Origin of the sequence: Paenibacillus urinalis (assembly GCF_028747985.1) — a bacterium.
Taxonomy (GTDB): domain Bacteria; phylum Bacillota; class Bacilli; order Paenibacillales; family Paenibacillaceae; genus Paenibacillus; species Paenibacillus urinalis.
On the sequence record NZ_CP118108.1, the window covers coordinates 2,394,180 to 2,415,677 of the forward strand.

The window sequence follows — 21,498 nt, forward strand, 5'->3', positions numbered from 1 at the left end:
ATAGAAGTATATTCAGCGATACATACAACCAGCTAAGTCTGATGACCCGTTTCCGATGGTCACTTAAGCTGCTTGAACGTCAGAAATGCCAAACGGTATCAGCAAGATCTGCTCCAAATATAATGTGAGTATAACATTCGCAACATTCTGTTGCTTGAGAAAGGAAAGATATATTGGAAATGGAAACCATTTTAATTTTGTAGTGTTTTTTATGCTTGGTATTTTCACTGTTAAGATTGGAGTTGATAACTCTAAAAACAATCAATACACGAAAGAAATATTACAGGAATTAAAAGAGATCAAGGAAATTTTAAGAGAACGTAATTCATAGTAATGCAGTATTAACTATATGTACGATACTATTTTCGGAGTGGAATCAGATAATCCTGAAATTAAAAGAGTAATCATAAGTAATGATAATATTGATAACGTAATTTCGTATGATATGGATGAAATAAAAGAGAATTCAACAGTATTTATCGAATTAATTTTAGAAGATGGTTTTGCAGCATCATACAATGAACTAAATACAAAAGATGCTAGTGGATTTATATTTAGAGGATTAAATGATAAGGGAGAGATATTAATATTAGGAAGATAAGAGCGTTAATTGAGTAGCTCATGAAGACGAGTGCATACAAGAGGGAAATATGCTACGCGAACAACGAGTAACATAAAGGCCTGTTATTGAAGAAGATTGGGAACGGCGATATGAATGGCTGTCCGATCCTGTAGTTAACCGAACGTTACCATCTGGAAATGCTATGTCCTAACACCGGTGATTCATGAAAGCAAGTACGTTGTTTAGAGAAGCAGCAACAGTTGCAGTAACCGAAGGGAGGGGCTCAAAAAATTGCAACGCCAGCTCCACCTGTAACGTCGGCCCCACCCCCAAGAATTCCTCTCCAGCTACAAAGTGGAATTATGAGAGCCCATCGACTTTTGCGAGCAACCGAAGGGAGGGGCTCAAAAAATTGCAACGCCAGCTCCACCCCAAGAATTCTTCCCTCAGCTACAAGTGAAATTTTTTGGATCTCGAACGACTTTTGCGAAGCAACCGGAGAGAGGGAGCCAAAAAATGTAACGTCAGCCCACCCCCAAGAATTCTTCTCTCACAGCTGCAAAGTAAAATTTACAGAGATTCAATCAAACAAATGCAAGCAACTGGAGAATCGGCGTCCAATGATGGAACGCCTATACCAGTACCTTCCTAAATTCGGCAGTAAGTAGAGGCACAACGTCGAACAGATCGCCGACGATGCCGTAATCGGCAACCTTAAAGATGGGAGCTTCAGGATCCTTATTGATCGCAATAATGACACGTGACTGGCTCATCCCGGCCAAATGCTGAATGGCACCGCTGATGCCGCAAGCTATATAGATTTCGGGTGTAACTACTTTCCCTGTTTGACCAATCTGCAGAGAATAATCACAGTAGCCTGCATCACACGCACCGCGTGAAGCACCTACAGCGCCGCCGAGCAGATCAGCAAGCTCTTCAAGAGGCTTGAAGCCGTCTGCGCTCTTGACTCCCCGGCCACCAGAGATGACAATCTTGGCTTCGCTGAGATCAATCTTGCCTGTCGTCTTCTGAACGACCTCTTTAACGATTGTGCGTAGTGATGGAGATGGGTAAGTAATATCTTCAATGGGAGAGGCACTGCTCTCAGCAGCAGACGCTGCAGCAATATTGTTCGGCCGAATGGTAATGACCGCGGGTCCAGCCTCAAATACACGTTTTTCAAAGGCTTTGCCTGCATACAGTGGTCTCGTGAATACGGGATCACCTCCTTCTAGTTCAATAGAAGTAATGTCCGAGATCTGTCCTGCCCGAAGGTGGGCTGCAACTAATGGTGCTAGATCTTTACCCAGAGCGGTATGTCCGAAGAGGACAAGGTCTGGTGCTGCCTGCTGTAAGACAGATTTTAATGCAGCTAAATAAGCTTCAGGATTATAGTGTTCAAGCGCTGAATGCTCGATGGTATAGATCAAATCGACGCCATAGGGAACGAGTTCACTTACGGCGGATGTTATATCTGAACCTGCCACTACAACCTGGATCCGATCCTGAGCACCTGCGATTTGTTGTGCAGCACCTAACGTTTCGAGTGCTACCTGACGAAGCCTTCCATCTCGATTCTCGGCATATACAAGCAATGTTTTACTCATCACAAGAACCTCCTAAGGACATTTGAATTTGAATGCATGAACAGCCAATGGAAAAATAACGCATGTCGGACATTCTGTTTGCCATACACTTGGGGTAGATGAGATGCACATAATTGAAACCGCATACAAAATGATGGATTTGGCATGGCAAAGTCCACTGTTGCACAATAAATTAACGAATCAGTATGATTCAGCACGCAATGTATCGTTCAAATGACTTTGGATTCGGTACGCAGAAGGCCGACAAGCTCGCGGGCAACGTTCTCGGCATCGCCCTTAAGGATCTTACCTGCACCGCGTTCAGGTGGAAGCGTCAGCTCGACCTGCTTCGTAGCAGGCTGAACATCGGTTTCAGTGAGATCTAGATCCTCAAGCAGCAGCGTCTTGAACGGCTTCTTTTTTGCTTTCATGATACCAGGAAGAGAAGGGTACCTCGGTTCGTTCAGTCCTTGCTGAGCAGTAAACAGCGCAGGCAGTGTGACACGGAGCACTTCGAGATCACCTTCAGCATCCCGATGGACTTCGGCTGTTGTACCTTCAATCGTTAGCTTGGTAATGGATGAGGTGTGAGGAATACCAAGGAGCTCAGCCAGACGGATGGCGACTTGACCTGATCCACGATCAACGGAGAAGTTACCGCCAAGAATGAGATCCGGAGACTCTTGATGTAAGTAGGAGTAGAGCACTTTGGAGATCACATATTCGTCGTCAGGAATTCGCTCATCCGAGATCAGAACCGCTTCATCTGCGCCCATCGCGAGCGCTGTACGCAGGGCTTCTGCAGCACGGTCTGGACCGACGGAGAGAAGAGTTACACTGCCGCCGTGTTCATCTCGAAGCTTGACAGCTTCTTCTACCGCATATTCGTCGTATGGATTAATGACAAATTTCACACCATCCTCAGACACGACTCCATTCTGCAGAGTGATCTTCTCCTCTGTATCAAAAGTTTGCTTTAACAATACAACTATCTTCATATTCGATCGTCTCCCTTCAAAACATGAGTTATGAATTTAATTATTTGGAAACACCGTGAAGAAAGAAGCTAAGGGTGTCGTCAACCTGTTCTTGAAGCGAATATTTCTGCCCTGAGATCAGCCAGGAGGTAACTGCTTCATCCATGGAGCCGAAGATGAGGTTCCGAACCAGTTTAAGATTCAGGTCTTCTCTAAAATGACCTCGTTCAATGCCCTGCTCTAGAATATTCTCAATCAGCTCAATATATGGCTTGAGTGATTTGCCAATCTCCTTGCGAAGCTCAATATCACTTTGTCTTAGCTCGATCTGCGTGACGTACGCAAGCTCAGGATTATTCTCAAGCTCTGTAAAATGAATGCGGCAGACCGTGCGGAGGGCCTGAACTGGATCAGAGCTGCCAGCGACACTGTCATGGAATTTCTGCACCAGCTCACCCAGCTTCTCTTGGAACAAATGAATCAGGATGTCCTCCTTTCTCTTAAAGTAGAGGTAGATCGTGCCATCGGCTACGCCGGCAGCTTTGGCAATCTTGGAAACCTGGGACCGATGGTAGCCATTCTCGGCAAACACTTTGAGGGCGCCTTGAAGTATGAGTTGATATTTTTCTGTTTTTTTACTTGTCATATGTTCACCCCGGTGTTAGAATACAGTTAAATTTCTGAATGAATACTCATTCATTTCTTGTATCCACTATAAAATACGTTCCAGTCATTGTCAACGATTCAATCCCTGTCTCATTGGAAAATCGTTATACAAGGTTGAGATGGTTCATTAGGCGTTCATATCGAAGTTTGCAGCGAATATGACAATGATATTGTCAAAGAGTACAAACGATGTGGAGGTCTGTTTTTGCAGACACAATGTAAGCGCTTAATTAATGAATCAACTTACCATTGTCAATGGCTAGAGGTGTTTGTGCCCGAAAGGAGTGAAGCTGCACATCAAAAGATTGTAAGTTACTAAATCTCAAACTAACAGCTATCCGCCATGCAAGCTGAAATTAAATTTTATCAATACAAGGGGCTTGATGAGGATGATTCTACAAATGATGAATGCGCTGCTCTTTACCCTCATTACCGGCTGGGCGGTTTATCTATTCGCCAGAGTTGTATACCACCGTTACTTATATATCAAATTAGGCAGACCTGCGGATCTTCGCAAGGACATTCAAGACAGGATTGCAGCATTTATGGTGCAGGTCTTCGGTCAGAGCAAGCTGTTCAAGGATCCGAGAAGCGGAATCATGCATTTTATCGTTTTTTACGGATTTATTATTCTGCAGTTTGGTGCACTGGATATTATCTGGAAGGGCCTCACAGGGCACAGTCTGCCTATACCCGGCTACGAAGGATTTATACTGACCCAGGAGATTACGGTCGTGCTTATTCTCCTCGCCATCTCATATGCTGCCTATCGAAGATATGGGGAGAAGCTGCATCGGTTAAAAAGAGGCTGGAAACCAAGCCTTGTTGTCTTTTATATCACATCTCTAATGATATCCGTTCTCTTCACAATGGCATTTGAGCGTCTCAGAGAGGATTTGCCATCTTCAACCTATGCACCCATCTCATCTGGAATTGCATCGTTATTTACCTGGATGCCCGACATAGCGGTGGCCGCAATGTATTACTTTTTCTGGTGGATTCATCTGCTGATCCTGCTCTCCTTTCTACTATACGTACCCCAATCCAAGCACTTTCATCTTATTACTGCACCCATTAACATCCTGCTGCGACGAACAGATCCACCTGGCAAGCTAAGTAAGCTCGATTTAGAAGACGAAGAGGCAGAGTCCTATGGAGTCGGTCATATCGAAGATTTTACCCAGAAGCAAATGCTCGATTTCTATGCCTGCGTAGAGTGCGGACGATGTACGAATGTATGTCCGGCGACCAATACCGGCAAGCTCTTGTCCCCCATGCACATGATTATCAAGTTAAGAGACCACTTAACCGAGAAGGGCGAGGCGTTGACGTCGAAGTCGGCCTGGATGCCTGCCAGTGTGTTTGGTTACGCTGGAGTCCACGAAATGAGAACTGCCGATCTATCACTTAGCGAATGGACGGGGGAAGGAGTCACCGACATTCGTCCAACCATGAGTGTGCAAAAGAGAGCCTGGCATCAAGTTGAAGGTGTTACCGCCAAGGATGTGCAGCTCATCGGTGGAGTCATGACAGAAGAAGAAATATGGGCTTGCACAACGTGCCGTAACTGTGAGGATCAGTGTCCTGTTGCAAACGAGCATGTAGATAAAATTGTGGATCTCAGACGTCATCTCGTGCTGATGGAGGGAAGCGTACCTCATGAAGGACAACGAGCAATGCAGAATATTGAGCGTCAGGGTAATCCATGGGGGATCAGCCGGGCAGAACGCAGCAAGTGGGTGAAGGAAATTGACCCGGACGGCACCTTGAATTTGAGCATTCCGACGGTGAAGGAGAACCCGGACTTTGACATTCTGCTGTTTGTAGGCTCGATGGGGTCCTATGATAACCGGAGCCGAAAGGTTACACGTTCGCTCGTTCATTTGCTGAATGAGGCAGGTGTCAACTTTGCGATCTTGGGCAATGAAGAGAAGAATTCGGGTGATACACCGAGACGAATGGGGAATGAATTTTTGTTCCAGCAGTTATGTGTGGAGAACATCGAAATTTTTAATAAATATGGTGTTCAGAAAATCGTTACAGCCTGTCCCCATACATTTAACGTGTTCAAGAATGAATATCCCGATTTTGGCCTTACAGCCGAAGTGCTTCATCATACCGAGCTCCTGGATGAGCTGGTCAAGACCGGCAAGCTGATTCCCAAGCACACGTTATCGGAGAAAATCACCTATCACGATTCCTGCTATCTCGGAAGATATAACGATGTGTACGATCAGCCGCGAGATGTGCTGCGCGCTATTCCAGGCGTCGAGCTCGTGGAAATGGAACGCAGTCGAGAGAACGGGATGTGCTGCGGTGCCGGCGGCGGACAGATGTGGATGGAGGAGGATACCGGCAAGCGTGTAAATCTCGCCCGGACAGAACAGGCATTATCTGTATCACCGACGATGATCAGCTCTGCTTGTCCTTACTGTCTGACAATGCTGGAGGATGGGACGAAGCTCAAAGAAGTAGAAGACAAAGTGCAAACAAAGGATATTGCAGAAATACTGGAAGCTTCCGTGTTCGGTGTTTCTGAAATGAATGAACAGGAGGTCGTTGCGAAGTGAACCAAATGTTAACCCCAACTCATCCATCTGCAATTACGAAGAGGACCTTATCCAAAGCTGCCGTAATCGGCTCCGGGGTCATGGGTGCAGGAATTGCTGCACATCTGGCCAATGCGGGACTGACTTGTCTGCTGCTGGATATTGTACCGGCTCAATTAACACCAGAAGAAGAGCAGGCAGGGCTATCGCTGGAACATCCTGCCGTACGTAACCGATTCGCCACTAGGGCAATCGCTGCGCTTCCTAAGTCAAGCACGGCTCCACTTTATGCTCCTCATGTTGCAGAACGGATAACACCTGGCAATATAGAGGATCACTTGCATCTACTGAAACAAGTTGACTGGATTATTGAAGTCGTCACCGAAAAGCTGGAAATTAAGAAGTCTATCATGAAGCAGATTGAAGCGGTCCGTACAAAAGGAACCATTGTCAGCACGAACACGTCCGGCATATCGGTCAATGCCATGGTGGAGGATTGCAATGAGGAGTTTCGGCGTCATTTTCTAGGCACGCATTTTTTTAATCCACCACGGCATATGAAGCTGCTGGAGATTATCCCTGGATTAGACACTGATCCCGAGATCACATCTTTTATGAAAGAATTTTGTGAGAAAAGGCTGGGCAAGGGCGTCGTCATTGCCAAGGATACTCCGAATTTCATCTCAAACCGTATTGGCACTTATGGACTGCTCGTCACATTGAGGGAAATGGCGGAAAACGGATACTCGGTCGAGGAAGTGGACGCCGCAACAGGTCCGGTACTCGGCAGGCCCAAGAGTGCAACGTTCCGTACGCTCGATTTGGTAGGGATCGATACGTTTATTCATGTGGCCCAGAACGTGTATGATTCCGTGCCGGATGGAGCGGAGAGGGCTGTATTTGAAGTGCCTGCCGCGCTGCAGGAGCTGTTAACAAGAGGCTGGATTGGAGAGAAGAGCGGTCAGGGGTTCTACAAAAAAGTGAAAGGAGATCACGGCAGTCAGATTCTATCTTTGAGTCTAGCTAACATGGAGTACAGTCCAAGCGCCAAGATCAGCTCAACGTCGATTGAAGCTGCGAAGACAGTCAAAGGAGCAAGGAAGAAGATCAGGGCTTTTCTGAACACAAAGGACCGATATTCAGAGCTGGCATGGAATGTGCTTAAGCAAGTGCTGATCTACTCCGCAGAGAAGCTGGGGGAAATCGCGGATTCCATCCAGGATATCGATCATGCAATGAAATGGGGATTTAATTGGGAGCTGGGCCCGTTTGAGACCTGGGATCTGATTGGTCTGCCTGCATCGGTTGATCGCATGGAAGCAGAAGGTCTGATCGTGCCTGCATGGGTGAAGAGCTGGATCGCTGCAGGGAACAATTCCTTTTATCAGCAGAAGGAAGGAGACGTATTCCAATATTTCAAAGGGGAGTACAAAGCGGTAGAAAATCGTCCTGAGATTATATCCTTAGCAGCACTTAAAGCTCAGAACAAAATCATTCGTTCAAACACAGGCGCAAATCTGATTGATATTGGAGATGATGTTGCCCTTCTGGAATTCACCTCTCCAAACAATGCCATTGGCGCCGACATCCTGGTCATGATTCAGCAGGCAGCCGAAGAAGTCGAAGCTAATTATAGAGGGCTCGTTCTTGCCAATGAAGGCCGAAACTTCTGTGTGGGTGCGAATCTCATGCTGATGCTCATGGAAGCCCAAAGCGGAGATTGGGATGAGGTGGATGACATTATCCGATTGTTCCAAGGCAGTATGATGAAGCTCAAGCAATTAGCTAAACCGGTTGCAGCTGCCCCACATCGGATGACGCTTGGAGGAGGCGTTGAAGCCTGTCTACCCGCAGACCGAATTATCTTCTCGGCAGAAACCTATTTTGGCTTGGTCGAAACCGGAGTAGGCTTGATTCCAGCCGGGGGAGGCTGCAAAGAGTTGGTGCGGATGACGAGCGATCGCTTTTCGGATCAGCAGGCCGACCTTCAGCCAGAGCTTAACCGAATTTTTGAAATGATTGCACTTGCCAAAACCTCATCCAGTGGGCATGAAGCACTGAAAATGGGATATGGCCGCTCCCAGGATCGTGTCGTGATGAATCAGGATTATCGCATCTATGAAGCCAAGCAGGCCGTGCTTGAATTGGATCGTGAAGGATATACACCAGCTCCTGCCGGTAAAGCAAGAGTCGCAGGGCGTGACGGACGTGCGGTGCTTCAGCTGGGGGCGCTGGATATGAAGCAGAGCGGATATATTAGCGAGCATGATTACCTCATTGCGAAGAAGCTTGCTCATATTCTGGCAGGGGGAGATGTTCCGGCAGGTACCCTTGTCTCAGAACAGTATTTATTGGACCTTGAACGGGAGGCCTTCTTGAGCCTGCTAGGTGAAGTGAAAACCCAGCAGCGCATGCAGCACATGCTTGCCAAGGGTAAGCCTCTTCGCAATTAGCGGATCACAATGCATTACTTGCATTAGACGGCAGAGCTTTCTAAATCCATCCCTTAAAATCATCATTATCCGGATCCATTTCAGCAGTCTTATGAAACGGATTCACTTATATCAATTAAAGGTTGAGGTGATTAGTTTGAGAGAAGCAGTCATTGTGTCACTTGCCCGAACCGCTGTAGGCAAGGCCAAGAAAGGAAGCCTGGCGGATACACGAGTAGAGGATTTGGGCAAAGCTGTGCTTGAAGCTGTTATTGCACGCGCGCCAGGGCTGAAAAAGGAAGATGTCGAGGATATTATCCTCGGCTGTGCAATGCCGGAAGGAGAGCAGGGGTTGAATGTTGCACGCATCATTTCCTTGTATTCCGGCTTTCCTGTTACCGTTCCCGCACTGACGATCAATCGGTTCTGCTCCTCCGGACTGCAAGCGATTGCATTTGCGGCGGAACGAATAATGCTCGGTTCTGCTGAAGTCATTGTTGCGGGCGGCGTGGAGAGCATGAGCCATGTTCCCATGACCGGCTTCAAGCCTGCTCCACATTACCGAATTGTGGAGGAGATGCCGGAAGTATATATGGGAATGGGACACACCGCTGAGGAGGTAGCCCGCAGGTTCGGGGTGAACCGGGAGTCACAGGATGCCTATGCCGTGAACAGTCATCGTAAAGCCCATGCGGCAATCGCTGCCGGCCGATTCAAGGATGAAATCGTGCCTGTCGAGGTTACCCATACGACCATTGATGACAACGGGCGGATCAGGAACCGTCAATTCACTTTTGATACCGATGAAGGGGTGCGTGCAGATACCTCAGCAGAGGGGCTAGCCCGTTTGAAACCTGCATTTTCGGTAAAAGGCACCGTTACGGCAGGCAATGCATCTCAAACCAGCGATGGGGCAGCAGCTGTCGCTGTAATGAGCAGGGAAAAAGCAGAGGAGCTCGGTCTTGAACCCTTGGCCACCTTCCGCTCGTTTGCCTTGGCAGGTGTAGAGCCGGAAATTATGGGGGTAGGACCTGTCGAAGCGATACCAAAAGCGCTGAGAATGGCGGGAATTGAGCTGGATCAGGTGGAGCTGTTTGAAATTAACGAAGCATTCGCTTCCCAGTGCCTGCACATCATCCGTGCTCTTAACCTTGACGAAGAGAAGGTTAACGTGAACGGTGGTGCTATTGCACTTGGTCATCCGCTCGGCTGTACGGGCGCGAAGCTTACCGTGAGCCTGGTATCCGAACTAGCGCGCCGTGGTGGAGGATATGGGGTGGTGAGCATGTGCATTGGCGGAGGGATGGGTGCAGCGGGGGTGTTCGAGGTGCACGCACAAAGCGCTGGAACAGCCTAGCTTGTACTCGGCGCTTCCATAAGACGAAGAATGGAAGCCCGTCTCCCCCTCTCACCCCACAAGGTTGAGAGAGGAGGAATTGCCCTTCAAGCAAGGAGTGCAGCGACAAGCGGAGAGGGCGAAATCGGAGTGAAGAAGCGAAGCGTGCGTATTTGTCCTTGGATTCTCACCATTAAGATGGAATCAGAAGAATCCAAGGACAAGAAGGCTCGGACCTCGATTCGCCATCGAAGCGCTCACAGCAGCACTCACAGCATCATCGAAGCGCCCAGCAGATTCATTTCATCATTGAATCACTCACATAAGAAAATCAGACGACTTCCATAAGAAGAAGAATGGAAGCCCGTCCCCCCTCTCACCCCACAGGTTGAGAGAGGAAGAATTGCTTTTCACGCAAGGAGTGCAGCAACAAGCGGAGAGGGCGAAATCGGAGTGAAGAAGCGAAGCGTGCGTATTTGCCCTTGGATTCTCACCATTAAGGTGGAATCAGAAGAATCCAAGGGCAAGAAGGCTCGGAACCCGATTCGCCATTGAAGCGCCCACAGCTGCACTCACATCATCATCGAAGCGCCCAGCAGATTCATTTCATCATTGAATCACTCACATAAGAAAATCAGACGACTTCCATAAGAAGAAGAATGGAAGCCCGTCCCCCCTCTCACCCCACAGGTTGAGAGAGGAAGAATTGCTTTTCATGCAAGGAGTGCAGCAACAAGCGGAGAGGGCGAAATCGGAGTGAAGAAGCGAAGCGTGCGTATTTGCCCTTGGATTCTCACCATAAAGGTGAATCAGAAGAATCCAAGGGCAAGAAGGCTCGGAACCCGATTCGCCATCGAAGCGCCCACAGCTGCACTCATAGCATCATTGAAGCGCCCACAGCTGCACTCACAGCATCATTGAAGCGCCCATAGCTGCACTCACAGCCATCATCGAAGCGCCCACAGCTACACTCACAGCATCATCGAAGCGCCCACAGCCGCACACACAGCAACATCATCGAGCCACTCACATTCATGAACATTCTTCATCAATCAACCATCCCCATTCCCGAAAGGAGCCCAAACTCATGAGCGACAACCAAACCAAAGAACCGAAGATCAAAGGTGGAAGCTTTGTCATTGAAAAGGCTGATCTTGACCGTATCCTGACGCCTGAGGATTTTACCGAGGAGCATCGAATGATTGCAGAGACTGTTCGCGATTTTATTGACGGCGAAGTGGTGACAAGAGATGAGGAGATCGAGAAGCTGAACTATGATCTCACCGTAGAGCTGCTTCGAAAGGCAGGTGATCTTGGACTGCTTGGAGCAGATGTGCCGGAAGAATTCGGCGGAATTGGACTAGATAAAGTGAGCTCGACGATTATCAGTGAATCGCTGGCGAAGGGCTCCTCCTTTGCCTTGTCCTTTGGTGCTCACGTTGGGATTGGAACACTGCCGATCGTATTCTTCGGTACACGGGAACAGAAGGAAAAGTACTTGCCCGATCTTGCCTCAGGGACAAAAATTGCCGCCTATTGTTTAACGGAACCGACCTCAGGCTCGGATGCAATGAGCGCAAAGACGACCGCTGTGTTATCGGACGACGGTGAGCACTACATTCTGAATGGATCTAAGCTCTACATTACAAACGCGGGATTCGCAGATATTTTTATTGTATATGCCAAAATCGATGGGGAGCACTTTACTGCGTTTATTGTCGAGAAAGAAATGGAAGGCTTTACACTTGGACCGGAAGAGAAGAAGATGGGAATCAAAGGCTCATCTACACGCCCGCTATACTTTGAGGATGTCAAGGTACCGAAGGAGAATCTGCTAGGTGAGATTGGCAAAGGTCACCGAATTGCATTTAACATCCTGAACATTGGCAGATACAAACTGGCGGCAGGCTCCGTGGGAGCGGCCAAGGAAGCGGTTGAGCTCAGTACGAAATATGCCAACACACGGAAACAGTTTGAGACACCGATCTCCAATTTCCCGCTGATCCGCAAGAAGCTGGCAGAGATGAATATTCGAACATTTGCAGTGGAGAGTATGGTATATCGCACGGCTGGCCTGCTGGATGAGGCAATGCAGGATATTGACTATACAGCAGATGATGCAGGAACACTGGCTGCCGCGGCAATCTCCGATTATGCCATTGAATGCTCGATCAATAAGGTGTTTTCTTCCGAGAATCTGGACGTGATCGCGGATGAAGGTGTACAAATTCACGGCGGATACGGATACATTCAAGAATATAAAATTGAGCGGCTGTACCGCGATTCGCGGATTAACCGGATTTTTGAAGGGACGAATGAGATCAATCGACTTTTGATCCCAGGCACACTGGTGAAGAAGGCGCTGAAGGGGGAATTAGCACTCCTCCAAAAGGCACAGGCCCTTCAAAACGAAATCCTACAGATTCTGCCGAATCAAACGTTTGAAGGTGTTTTAGAGCAGGAAGGGCATTTCCTGGAGATGAGTAAGAAGATTTTCCTGCTGGTTGGTGGTCTTGCCGTGCAGAAATACGGGACGAAGCTCGAGAAGGAGCAGGAAGTGCTCGCAGGTCTTGCCGATATGATGATTGATATTTTTGCACTTGAGAGTGTACTCGCCCGTACGAACAAACAAGCATCTAGAACCTCTGAAGAGAAAGCGCTAAATATGATTGAAATGACAAAAGTGTTTGCTTATGAAGCATTCCTCAGAGTAGAATCTGTGGCAAAAGAGCTGCTGACGACAATAGAGTCGGGCGATATGCTGCGTATGCAATTATCCGTGCTCAAAAAACTGACGAGAAGCAATCCGGTCAACACAAATCAGTACAAACGCAGTATCGCTGCCCGCGTTATCCATAACGAGCGTTATACAGTTTAATCTGAAGAGATCAGATGGTATTGGATGAGGAGTAGGTCAGCGAGGAAGCATTCTCGATAAAAGAGAATGAAAGGGATGATTATCATGAACGATAAGCCCTGGCTGCCGTTTTATGAGGCCGAAGTGGCCCCGACGTGTGAATATCCGAATCAGAACTTGGCTGCGTTTCTTGTCACATCAGCACAGAAGTTCCCCCATCGGCCGGCAATGTATTTTATGGGCAAGTCGATTAGCTATAAGAAGCTGCTGATGCTGTCATACCAGATGGCAAATGTGCTGCGCGGTTTAGGCGTGAAGAAAGGGGACCGGGTAGCCATAATGCTGCCTAATTGTCCACAGGTAGTCATCGCGTATTATGGTACGCTGCTGCTTGGAGGAGTAGCGGTGATGACCAATCCTTTGTACATGGAACGTGAGCTGGCCCACCAGATGAAGGACTCGGGAGCGAAAATCATCATTACACTTGATACCTTCTATTCCAGGGTTGAGAACATTGTACAGGAAACGGAGATCAAGCACACGATCGTTACAGGTGTTAAAGACTATCTGCCTCTAATTAAGAAGTGGCTGTATCCGATCAAGGCCAAAAAAGAGGGACCTTTACCTGTAGTTTCTTACAATAACCAAGTCCATTCCTTCACCAAACTGATCAACAGCGCCGCTGCCGATCCCATATTGGAGTCCGTCGATGCCAAGGAAGAATTGGCACAGCTCCAATATACGGGTGGTACAACTGGCGTTCCAAAGGGTGTAATGCTCACGCATATGAACCTGATTGCCAATACAATCCAGTCGGGAAACTGGTGTCACCAGGTGGAGGATGGTAAGGAACGTTATTTAGCGGCACTGCCCTGTTTTCATGTCTTTGGGCTGACATGTGTGTTAAATCAGGCCATATACAGAGCCGGGCTGATGATCCTAGTACCTAAATTTGAAGTGAATATGATCTTGAACCTGATCCGCAAGAAGAAGCCGACACTATTTCCGGGAGCTCCAACGATGTATATTGCACTGATCAATCATCCCAGAATCAAGGAATATGATTTATCGTCTATTAATGCTTGTATCAGCGGATCGGCTGCGCTTCCTGTAGAGGTTCAGGATACATTCGAGGAAATGACGAAAGGACGGCTTATTGAAGGGTATGGACTCACGGAGGCTTCTCCCGTAACTCATGCCAATCCAATATGGGGCAGACGCAAGATCGGCACCATTGGAATCCCTTTTCCAGACACTGACGCAAGAGTGATTCATCCTGAAACAGGGGAGGAAATGCCTGTCGGAGAGCCGGGTGAGCTGATTGTCAAAGGTCCTCAAGTGATGAAGGGATATTGGGGAAGACCGGAAGAAACTTTTGAAACGATCCGCAATGGATGGCTCTTTACAGGCGATATGGCTACGATGGATGAAGAGGGATACTTTACGATTATTGACCGTAAAAAGGATATGATTATTGCAAGCGGATTCAACATTTATCCTAGAGAGATTGAAGAGGTGCTATATGAGCACCCATCTGTGAAGGAAGCCGTCGTTGTTGGGATGAAGGACAGCTATCGCGGGGAGTCTGTGAAGGCCTATATTGTGCTTAAGGATGGTGCTAAGCCGGATCCAGCTTCACTCGAGCAGTTCTGCCGCAGTCAATTGGCAGCGTACAAAGTGCCCAGACAATATGTATTTAGAGAGTCCTTGCCCAAAACCATGGTCGGTAAAGTACTAAGGCGGAAATTGCTGGAGGAGGATGAGGAGCAGCCGACAGCGTAATTTAATGTCGATTGTCCCTTCAGCCCAAGATAAATATGTGAATACAGAAGGGAGGGAGCGCAGTGGTCAGGATCGATCGTGAGCAAGAAGATGCTCACAGCCAGACAGACGAACAACGAGAGTACCTTGAGGCGATTACAAAAGCAGCTGAATCTACGTTTTGGGGTTATTTAGGATGTAAATTGGAGCAGGCGGGAAATGATGAAGTCGTCGTGTCGCTTGATCCGCTTCCACATCATTTGAACCTCATGGGAATCGTCCATGGCGGTGTTCTATCTTCGTTATTGGACAATACGATGGGTGTTGCCGTAATGCTGAAGTATCCTCATCGTTCCAGTGTTACCAGCAATCTGAATGTACATTTTGTGATGCCTGCGAAGCAGGAGTATCTTACGGTTACCGGTAAAATTGTTCATGAAACGGGCCGATCCATTACGGCGGAATCGAGAATTACGAATCCTCGTGGAGAGCTGATTGCACTCAGTACGGCATCCTTTAGACTCAAATAGCAGTGTTAGAGGCATGCAGGCGTTAAAATAGATCATTCGTTCTTTGACGAATGATCTATTTTTGTTCGAATAAACCAGGTGTATATGGATTCAAGTAATGACAATATCCGAATATCCTGCAAAGATAGTTTGAGCTCCGGTACTGGTATCTGTCCAGACACCGATATAACCTCCTGGCGGGACACTAATAATATCAATATAATCTCCAATCAGCGGAACCGGAGTAGGACTTGAGCCGTTCGGATTAAATGAGACATTCGTGATCCGTGTGTTAGTAAAGGTCTGGCCTCCATTGATGGAGCGGGCAACGTATACATCGAGATTGAACCCATTGATCTGATTGCTGTAATAAATGATGTTAACGACTCCAGTAAGTGGATCGACATCAACGGAAGGGAAGAAGTTCTGTGAACCAGCCGGTGCGCCAGTAATACTTACAGGGGCAGACCAGGTTCCTCCGAGGTCCGTAGATTTAGACATAAATATATCGGAGTATCCTAGTCGGAAATCCTGCCATACGGCATAAACCGCATCTGTGTTCGGACCTATAGAGCGATCCGTGGAAATACTTGCAAAGGTAAGAACACGGAAGCCGTATCCGGTAACGGGAAGTACGGTGGGAACGAGGGAAACGGTAGAGACAAGAACAGGAGGTTCAAAGGTAACTCCCCCATCAAAGGAACGACGAACAACAAAGCGTCCTGTCGGATCCGTAGTAATCCAGGCTCCGTATACGGTTCCGGTTAGACCTACAGCGACCTCCGGTCGTTCGACTTGATCCGCTTCACTAGATAGAAGCACAGGTGTCTGCCACGTATTACCACCATCGGTTGACCTGCTGAAGAAGGCAGTGGAGTTCCCTGCATTCGCTACATTAAACTGGTGATTGTAGGTTACATAAATATTTCCCAAGTACGGACTGGATTGAGAAGTATCGCAGGTTACGTTCGTCTCGTCATTGTTAATATAGGTACCATATCCCTGGTTAACGATGACGGGGGCTCCGAAGGTGGCTCCATTGTCAGTAGAAACATAAGCAACGGCAGTCCCGTCAGATGCTCCAGGAAAAGCATGGGCAGTAATGACAAAAGTACTTGGAAACGCATAAGCAACCGCTGAAGCTTCTGCTCCCGTGAACCCTGGAGGAAGGGGCAGGAGGGCATTAGACCACGAAAATCCGCCATTCAGGGATCGGTATACCCCAATGATCGGGACACCTGTTGTTGTATCCACTGCAGTAGCGACCATGATGCCGGGAATTAAATAATTGACGGCGACACTAGGTTCGAACTTAGGATTACCAACGGGAGTCACTTGAAAATTAAAATTCGTCAACGGCAATCTCCTCCTTTCATTCGTCTTATCTAATCTTATTCTATATTCAGAGCTTAGGTTTTGATTGGGACAACACCCGATCTTGTCATAAATCCGCACATGCAAAGGTGTTAGTCTATAACTCTCTGAATCTGCTGAATATGAATGATAGTGTAAGATGAAAGGAGGAGAAAGGTATGCCCGTATATACAACAGGACTTATTACAAACACAAGAGCTTTTGGTACAGCTGCTACAAATGCGGTAGTTAGTGTTCGGAATGTGGGGAACTCTGTTGCCAGTGTCATCGTTGTAGTGTACGTCGTTCCAATGAGCACTTTGACACTTACTCCGTTATATGTATCCAGTTATTCGATCGCTCCAGATAACGCAGACATTCGCTCATTTAATATTGCAGGAAATGTCGCTTATGAAGTGCAATACAATATCGATACGACGCTCACAGAAGCGGCAATTTCCACTTACGGCTTAGATGAATTTGGTAATCTTGTAACAGAGCAAGGTGTGCTTCAATCCGAGTTAACTCCTATTTCTGCATTGTCCATTTCATAAATTCACACTCTATTTTTGTAAAGCATTCTATCTGCCCATTGTTTATAACAATGGGTTCTTTTGGTTGTTGGATCGAGTTGTGGAAATCAGGGCATACGCACAATCCATTTGTCCAACGATACATACACTATAACCAAATGTGCGGAGGAAGAGGTGATTGGGGTTTGGTTGATTTAGGTGTGGTCATGCCTGTATATGTACAGAAGCCCGAATTTCTCCAAGCAGCACTGGAGTCCGTGTTAAACCAATCTTTTAGCAAATTCAAGATGGTGATTGTGATTGATGGTGCTCCTGAGATGGAGCCGCTGATCAAGAGCATTGTGAAGGAGGATAAGCGCGTTAAGATCGTAGCTTATCCCGATAATCAAGGTGTTGCGCATGCCCTTAATACCGGATTCCAGCATTTGTTCTTGGACGAACATATCGAATATTTGACGTGGGTATCAAGTGACAACGTGTATTATCCCTATTATCTGGAGACGCTGCGCAGAGAGCTGAAGAAGGGATCTGATGAGTTAGGTCTGGTGTACAGCTCCTTTCAGTCCATTGATAATAACGGAAGCCGTCTTCATAATGAGCATCAGCTGGCTGCATTACGAAAATACCAGAGCAGACCCAAGGAGAGGCTGCTGGATTCATCGATTATCGGTGTTTCGTTCATGTATAAGTCCAAGTATGCCAAAATGATTGATGGTTATCATCTTGTACCTGTTGAGGATTATGATTATTGGCTCCGTTTGACGGAGAATTGCGAGATTCGTTATATCCCGGTCGAGCTGATGGATTACAGAGTGAATTCGACCTATAGCGTGTCGGCGACACTCAAATCAAGTGAGCAGCATCGAAGATGGAGATATACGTATCATTTGGCACGTCATTTGGCCCGATCAAGAAGAAAAATGAAGCCTCAAGTGACGGTGTTGTTTCCCATAAGTATCGCAGATGAAGCAGCTCTTATGAGATTAGAGAATCTGTATGAGCAAAGCTTTAGTAATTACTATTGCTATGTGCTGGATCTGACCACAGATCAGAGTGCTCAAGCGCTGTTGTCCAAAGTCCCCCATCCCATAACGGATTTCAAATGGTATCCCACAGTAAATGAAATTGTAGCCAGTCTCATTGCGGTTCAGATGATTCAAACCCCTTACACAATGATTCTAAACAATGTATGTACAACAGACGTGATGGAAATGGAAACCTTGCTAATCGAATTATCGAAGGCCGAGCCAAGCGCAATGTCTAATTATTACACACCAGATCATTCACAAATCGGTTATCGGTTCGCACCTTATTTGCCGCAGAAGCTTGATTATTATAACGAATTGTTTAAAACTGAGCAGCTTGTGCAGGCCATAAAATTTAAATATATGAATGCGTGGTAGTGGAGGATGAAAATACTATTTACTTTTTTTAATCCGAGCGGTGGTATGGAGACGTTAAATCGGATAAGAAGCAAGGCGCTTATGGCTCGCGGCTATGAATGCCATTTATTATATGCGGTCGATGGAGAAGGACGTAAGAATATAAAAGGGATTAAAACGTTTGTAACTAATGATAACGAGCAAATCAAGCGTATTATTGAATCAGAGAATTATGACTTCATCGTCGTTTGTACAGACATTCATCTGCTTCAAAAGATAAAAGAAATGGGCTTTCGTGGCAAAGCGGTCTTTGAGATTCAAGGACTGGGTACGACAGACACTGCTCTTGAGCTGCTGGAGGTGTTTGATTCAGGAATTCGAGAATATGCAGACGCGTTGTTATATCCCCGTACTTCGCATCTGAAGCAATGGTTTGAGCAAATCTTCCCTGCGATCCCTCAGTTCTGTTTTGACGACCCTCTTGATACGGAGCACTTTGGATATGTGTCCTATCCCCCTAAATCCTATCCGATTATTGGCTGGATCGGCCGCATCGAACAGAATAAGAATTGGAGCGAATACTTAAGAATCGGTTTTGAGCTGAGAAAGCAAATTCCGGATCTGTATTTATGGATGTTTGATGATGATACCCTATCCGATCCCTCGCAGAAAGATTATTTCGAATTTAGTGTACGTACACTAAATTTGTCTGAGCGATTGATTCGATACTCGAATATTCCTCATGAGCAAATGGCGGACTATTTATCAATTATCGGAGATTCAGGAGGATTCTTGTGCTCGACCTCGATTAAAGAGGGCTTCGGCTATGCTGTTGCAGAAGCAATGCTATGCAGATGCCCTGTACTATCTACCGACTCGGATGGAGTAAAGCGGTTTATTACGCACAATGTAACAGGCAAATATTATAACCTCGGAGATATCAAGCAAGCGGTAGGTGAATCTCTCACTTTGATGCGAAACCGGGGTTTAAGGAATCAGATTATTTCTGCTGCTGAGCAGCATATTAAGAGCGAATTTTCCACTTCTATATACTGCGATCAATTTGAGTCCATGGTATCTATGATCACAAGATGAGTTTTTAAATTAAATCATGAGTAGAGACGGGAGATTTCTTCTCGTCTTTTTTAGTATTTACTTCCTAATGTTCAAGATCTAGATTGGACAAACTAGAAAAATGGAAATAAGTAATGAAGTATATTGGTTAAATAACTATATAAGAAAGTAATTAATATTTAAAGCTAGTTAAAGTCAGCAGAGAAGGGGAGTGCGTAAGACAGATATGAAAAAACAGTGGTGGAAAGAAAGTGTTGTATACCAAATATACCCGCGCAGCTTCATGGATAGCAACGGAGATGGTATTGGTGATCTTCAAGGAATCATTTCGAAGCTGGATTACTTGAAAAAACTCGGCGTAGATGTCGTATGGCTGTGTCCTGTCTATGACTCACCAAATGATGATAACGGCTACGATATACGGCATTATCAACAGATTATGGATGAGTTTGGAACGATGGCGGATTGGGAGGAGCTCCTTGAAGGCCTGCATGAACGTGGAATGAAACTGATCATGGATCTAGTCGTCAATCATACTTCAGATGAGCATGCTTGGTTCGTAGAAGCACAGAAGTCGATGGATAATGGGTATCGAGATTACTATATATGGCGGCCAGGCAAGAATGGAGAGGAACCGAGCAATTGGATGTCTTATTTTCGCGGTTCTGCCTGGCAGCATCAGCCCGAAACGGATGAGTACTATCTGCATCTATTCTCCAAGAAACAGCCTGATTTAAATTGGGAGAACGAGCGGGTCCGCAAGGAAGTGTACCAGATGATGACCTGGTGGCTGGACAAAGGCATTGATGGATTTCGTATGGATGTTATTAACCTCATATCAAAGGATCAGCGCTTTCCAGATGCCGAGGAAACAGGAGATTCTCTATATCATTGGGGCGGGAAGTATTTTGTGAACGGACCGAAAGTGCATGAATATTTGCAGGAAATGAATCGGGAGGTGTTATCGAAGTATGACATTATGACCGTTGGTGAATGTCTGGATGTTTCACCTGAAGAGGCCGTCAATTACGTAGCGGAGGATCGAAACGAATTAAACATGGTATTTCATTTCGAGCTGATGAATGTAGGCAGCGGACCGCTTGGTAAATGGGATATCATTCCATGGAAACTGACCGATTTCAAGCGGGTAATGCACAAATGGCAGCAAACGCTGAAGGATCGAGGTTGGAACAGCCTGTATTTGAACAATCATGATCAGCCGAGAATGGTCTCACGTTTCGGAAATGATGATCGGTATAGAATAGAATCGGCCAAATTGCTGGGCACTCTGCTGCATACGCTGAAAGGGACACCTTATATATATCAAGGGGAAGAAATCGGAATGACGAATGTGAATTTTGCTTCGATAGAAGATTATAGGGATATTGAAACCTTAAATATGTTCCACGAGTATACTCAGTCCGGGCATCAGCATGATCTGTTAATGCAGTCAATCTATGAGCGAAGCAGAGACAATGCTAGAACACCGATGCACTGGAATCAACGTGAACATGCTGGATTTACGACTGGTACACCCTGGATTCAGCTGAATCCGAACTATACAGCAATCAATGTTGAAGAGGCACTGTCAGATCCGAATTCGGTGTTTTACTATTATCAGAAGCTGATTCAGCTTAGAAAAGAACATCCTATTATTGTGTATGGTGATTATGAGCTGCTACATGAGGAGGACGAGCAGATCTATGCCTATACAAGATCACTAGAACAAGAGATGCTCATCGTTGTGCTAAATTTCTCAGAACAGGAAGCGGAATTCATGCTTAATGAAAATATTAAGTACTCCGATTCACAGCTGCTGATTCATAACTATGAAATTCAGGATAAGGGCATCTCTAAGCCATTCACATTAAAGCCATTTGAAGCAAGAGTATACAAGCTGTTGACATAAAGGGGAGAATGA

At 46.5% G+C, this 21,498-nt stretch carries 15 protein-coding genes; 11 read left to right on the forward strand and 4 right to left on the reverse strand.

The annotated features are described in order from the left end of the window. Window positions 1-349: 349 nt before the first annotated feature. A complete protein-coding gene (locus PUW25_RS11105) occupies window positions 350-601 on the forward strand; it encodes a hypothetical protein (protein ID WP_274337034.1) in 252 nt (83 codons plus the stop codon). A gap of 593 nt (window positions 602-1,194) precedes the next feature. Here PUW25_RS11105 and PUW25_RS11110 read toward each other — a convergent pair. The 3 genes from PUW25_RS11110 to PUW25_RS11120 all read right to left on the reverse strand — a co-directional run bounded on the left by PUW25_RS11110 (window position 1,195) and on the right by PUW25_RS11120 (window position 3,771). Further along, window positions 1,195-2,169: an electron transfer flavoprotein subunit alpha/FixB family protein gene (locus PUW25_RS11110; RefSeq protein WP_274337035.1), complete on the reverse strand. Its 975-nt coding sequence runs from the start codon at window positions 2,167-2,169 to the stop codon at window positions 1,195-1,197. Window positions 2,170-2,378: 209 nt separating this feature from the next. Then, a complete protein-coding gene (locus PUW25_RS11115; protein ID WP_274337036.1) occupies window positions 2,379-3,146 on the reverse strand; it encodes an electron transfer flavoprotein subunit beta/FixA family protein in 768 nt (255 codons plus the stop codon). Window positions 3,147-3,186: 40 nt separating this feature from the next. Beyond that, the gene (locus PUW25_RS11120) at window positions 3,187-3,771 is read right to left on the reverse strand and encodes a fatty acid metabolism transcriptional regulator FadR (RefSeq protein ID WP_274337037.1); all 585 of its coding nucleotides are present in this window, start codon (window positions 3,769-3,771) and stop codon (window positions 3,187-3,189) included. A 409-nt stretch (window positions 3,772-4,180) separates the two neighbouring features. Here PUW25_RS11120 and PUW25_RS11125 point away from each other — a divergent pair, with 409 nt between their 5' ends. The 6 genes from PUW25_RS11125 (at window position 4,181) to PUW25_RS11150 (ending at window position 15,256) form a co-directional block, all read left to right on the forward strand. After that, entirely contained in the window at window positions 4,181-6,361 is a 2,181-nt protein-coding gene (locus tag PUW25_RS11125) for a (Fe-S)-binding protein (protein ID WP_274337038.1), read from the forward strand. A gap of 5 nt (window positions 6,362-6,366) precedes the next feature. After that, entirely contained in the window at window positions 6,367-8,793 is a 2,427-nt protein-coding gene (locus PUW25_RS11130; RefSeq protein ID WP_274338291.1) for a 3-hydroxyacyl-CoA dehydrogenase/enoyl-CoA hydratase family protein, read from the forward strand. A gap of 136 nt (window positions 8,794-8,929) precedes the next feature. Continuing rightward, a complete protein-coding gene (locus tag PUW25_RS11135; RefSeq protein WP_047913973.1) occupies window positions 8,930-10,129 on the forward strand; it encodes an acetyl-CoA C-acyltransferase in 1,200 nt (399 codons plus the stop codon). 1,066 nt (window positions 10,130-11,195) lie between these two features. After that, complete coding sequence (locus PUW25_RS11140) at window positions 11,196-12,986, forward strand: acyl-CoA dehydrogenase family protein (protein WP_047914263.1); 1,791 nt, start codon at window positions 11,196-11,198, stop codon at window positions 12,984-12,986. Window positions 12,987-13,070: 84 nt separating this feature from the next. After that, the gene (locus PUW25_RS11145) at window positions 13,071-14,747 is read left to right on the forward strand and encodes a long-chain-fatty-acid--CoA ligase (protein WP_205053216.1); all 1,677 of its coding nucleotides are present in this window, start codon (window positions 13,071-13,073) and stop codon (window positions 14,745-14,747) included. 62 nt (window positions 14,748-14,809) lie between these two features. Continuing rightward, window positions 14,810-15,256, forward strand: coding sequence for a PaaI family thioesterase (locus PUW25_RS11150; protein ID WP_047914262.1), 447 nt, complete (start codon window positions 14,810-14,812; stop codon window positions 15,254-15,256). 90 nt (window positions 15,257-15,346) lie between these two features. Here the strand turns inward: PUW25_RS11150 and PUW25_RS11155 are convergent, their stop codons facing one another. Next, window positions 15,347-16,591 carry a sialidase family protein gene (locus tag PUW25_RS11155; protein WP_274337039.1) on the reverse strand — a complete coding sequence of 415 codons (1,245 nt, stop codon included), beginning with the start codon at window positions 16,589-16,591 and terminating at the stop codon, window positions 15,347-15,349. Window positions 16,592-16,767: 176 nt separating this feature from the next. Here PUW25_RS11155 and PUW25_RS11160 point away from each other — a divergent pair, with 176 nt between their 5' ends. The 4 genes from PUW25_RS11160 (at window position 16,768) to PUW25_RS11175 (ending at window position 21,486) form a co-directional block, all read left to right on the forward strand. Beyond that, window positions 16,768-17,142, forward strand: coding sequence for a hypothetical protein (locus PUW25_RS11160; protein WP_274337040.1), 375 nt, complete (start codon window positions 16,768-16,770; stop codon window positions 17,140-17,142). Window positions 17,143-17,306: 164 nt separating this feature from the next. Next, on the forward strand, window positions 17,307-18,524 hold the full coding sequence (locus PUW25_RS11165; RefSeq protein ID WP_047914260.1) for a glycosyltransferase family 2 protein: 1,218 nt from the start codon (window positions 17,307-17,309) through the stop codon (window positions 18,522-18,524). Between the two features lie 6 nt (window positions 18,525-18,530). Beyond that, the gene (locus tag PUW25_RS11170; protein ID WP_047914259.1) at window positions 18,531-19,598 is read left to right on the forward strand and encodes a glycosyltransferase family 4 protein; all 1,068 of its coding nucleotides are present in this window, start codon (window positions 18,531-18,533) and stop codon (window positions 19,596-19,598) included. Window positions 19,599-19,803: 205 nt separating this feature from the next. Beyond that, entirely contained in the window at window positions 19,804-21,486 is a 1,683-nt protein-coding gene (locus PUW25_RS11175) for a glycoside hydrolase family 13 protein (protein WP_047914258.1), read from the forward strand. The last annotated feature ends 12 nt before the right edge of the window (window positions 21,487-21,498 follow it).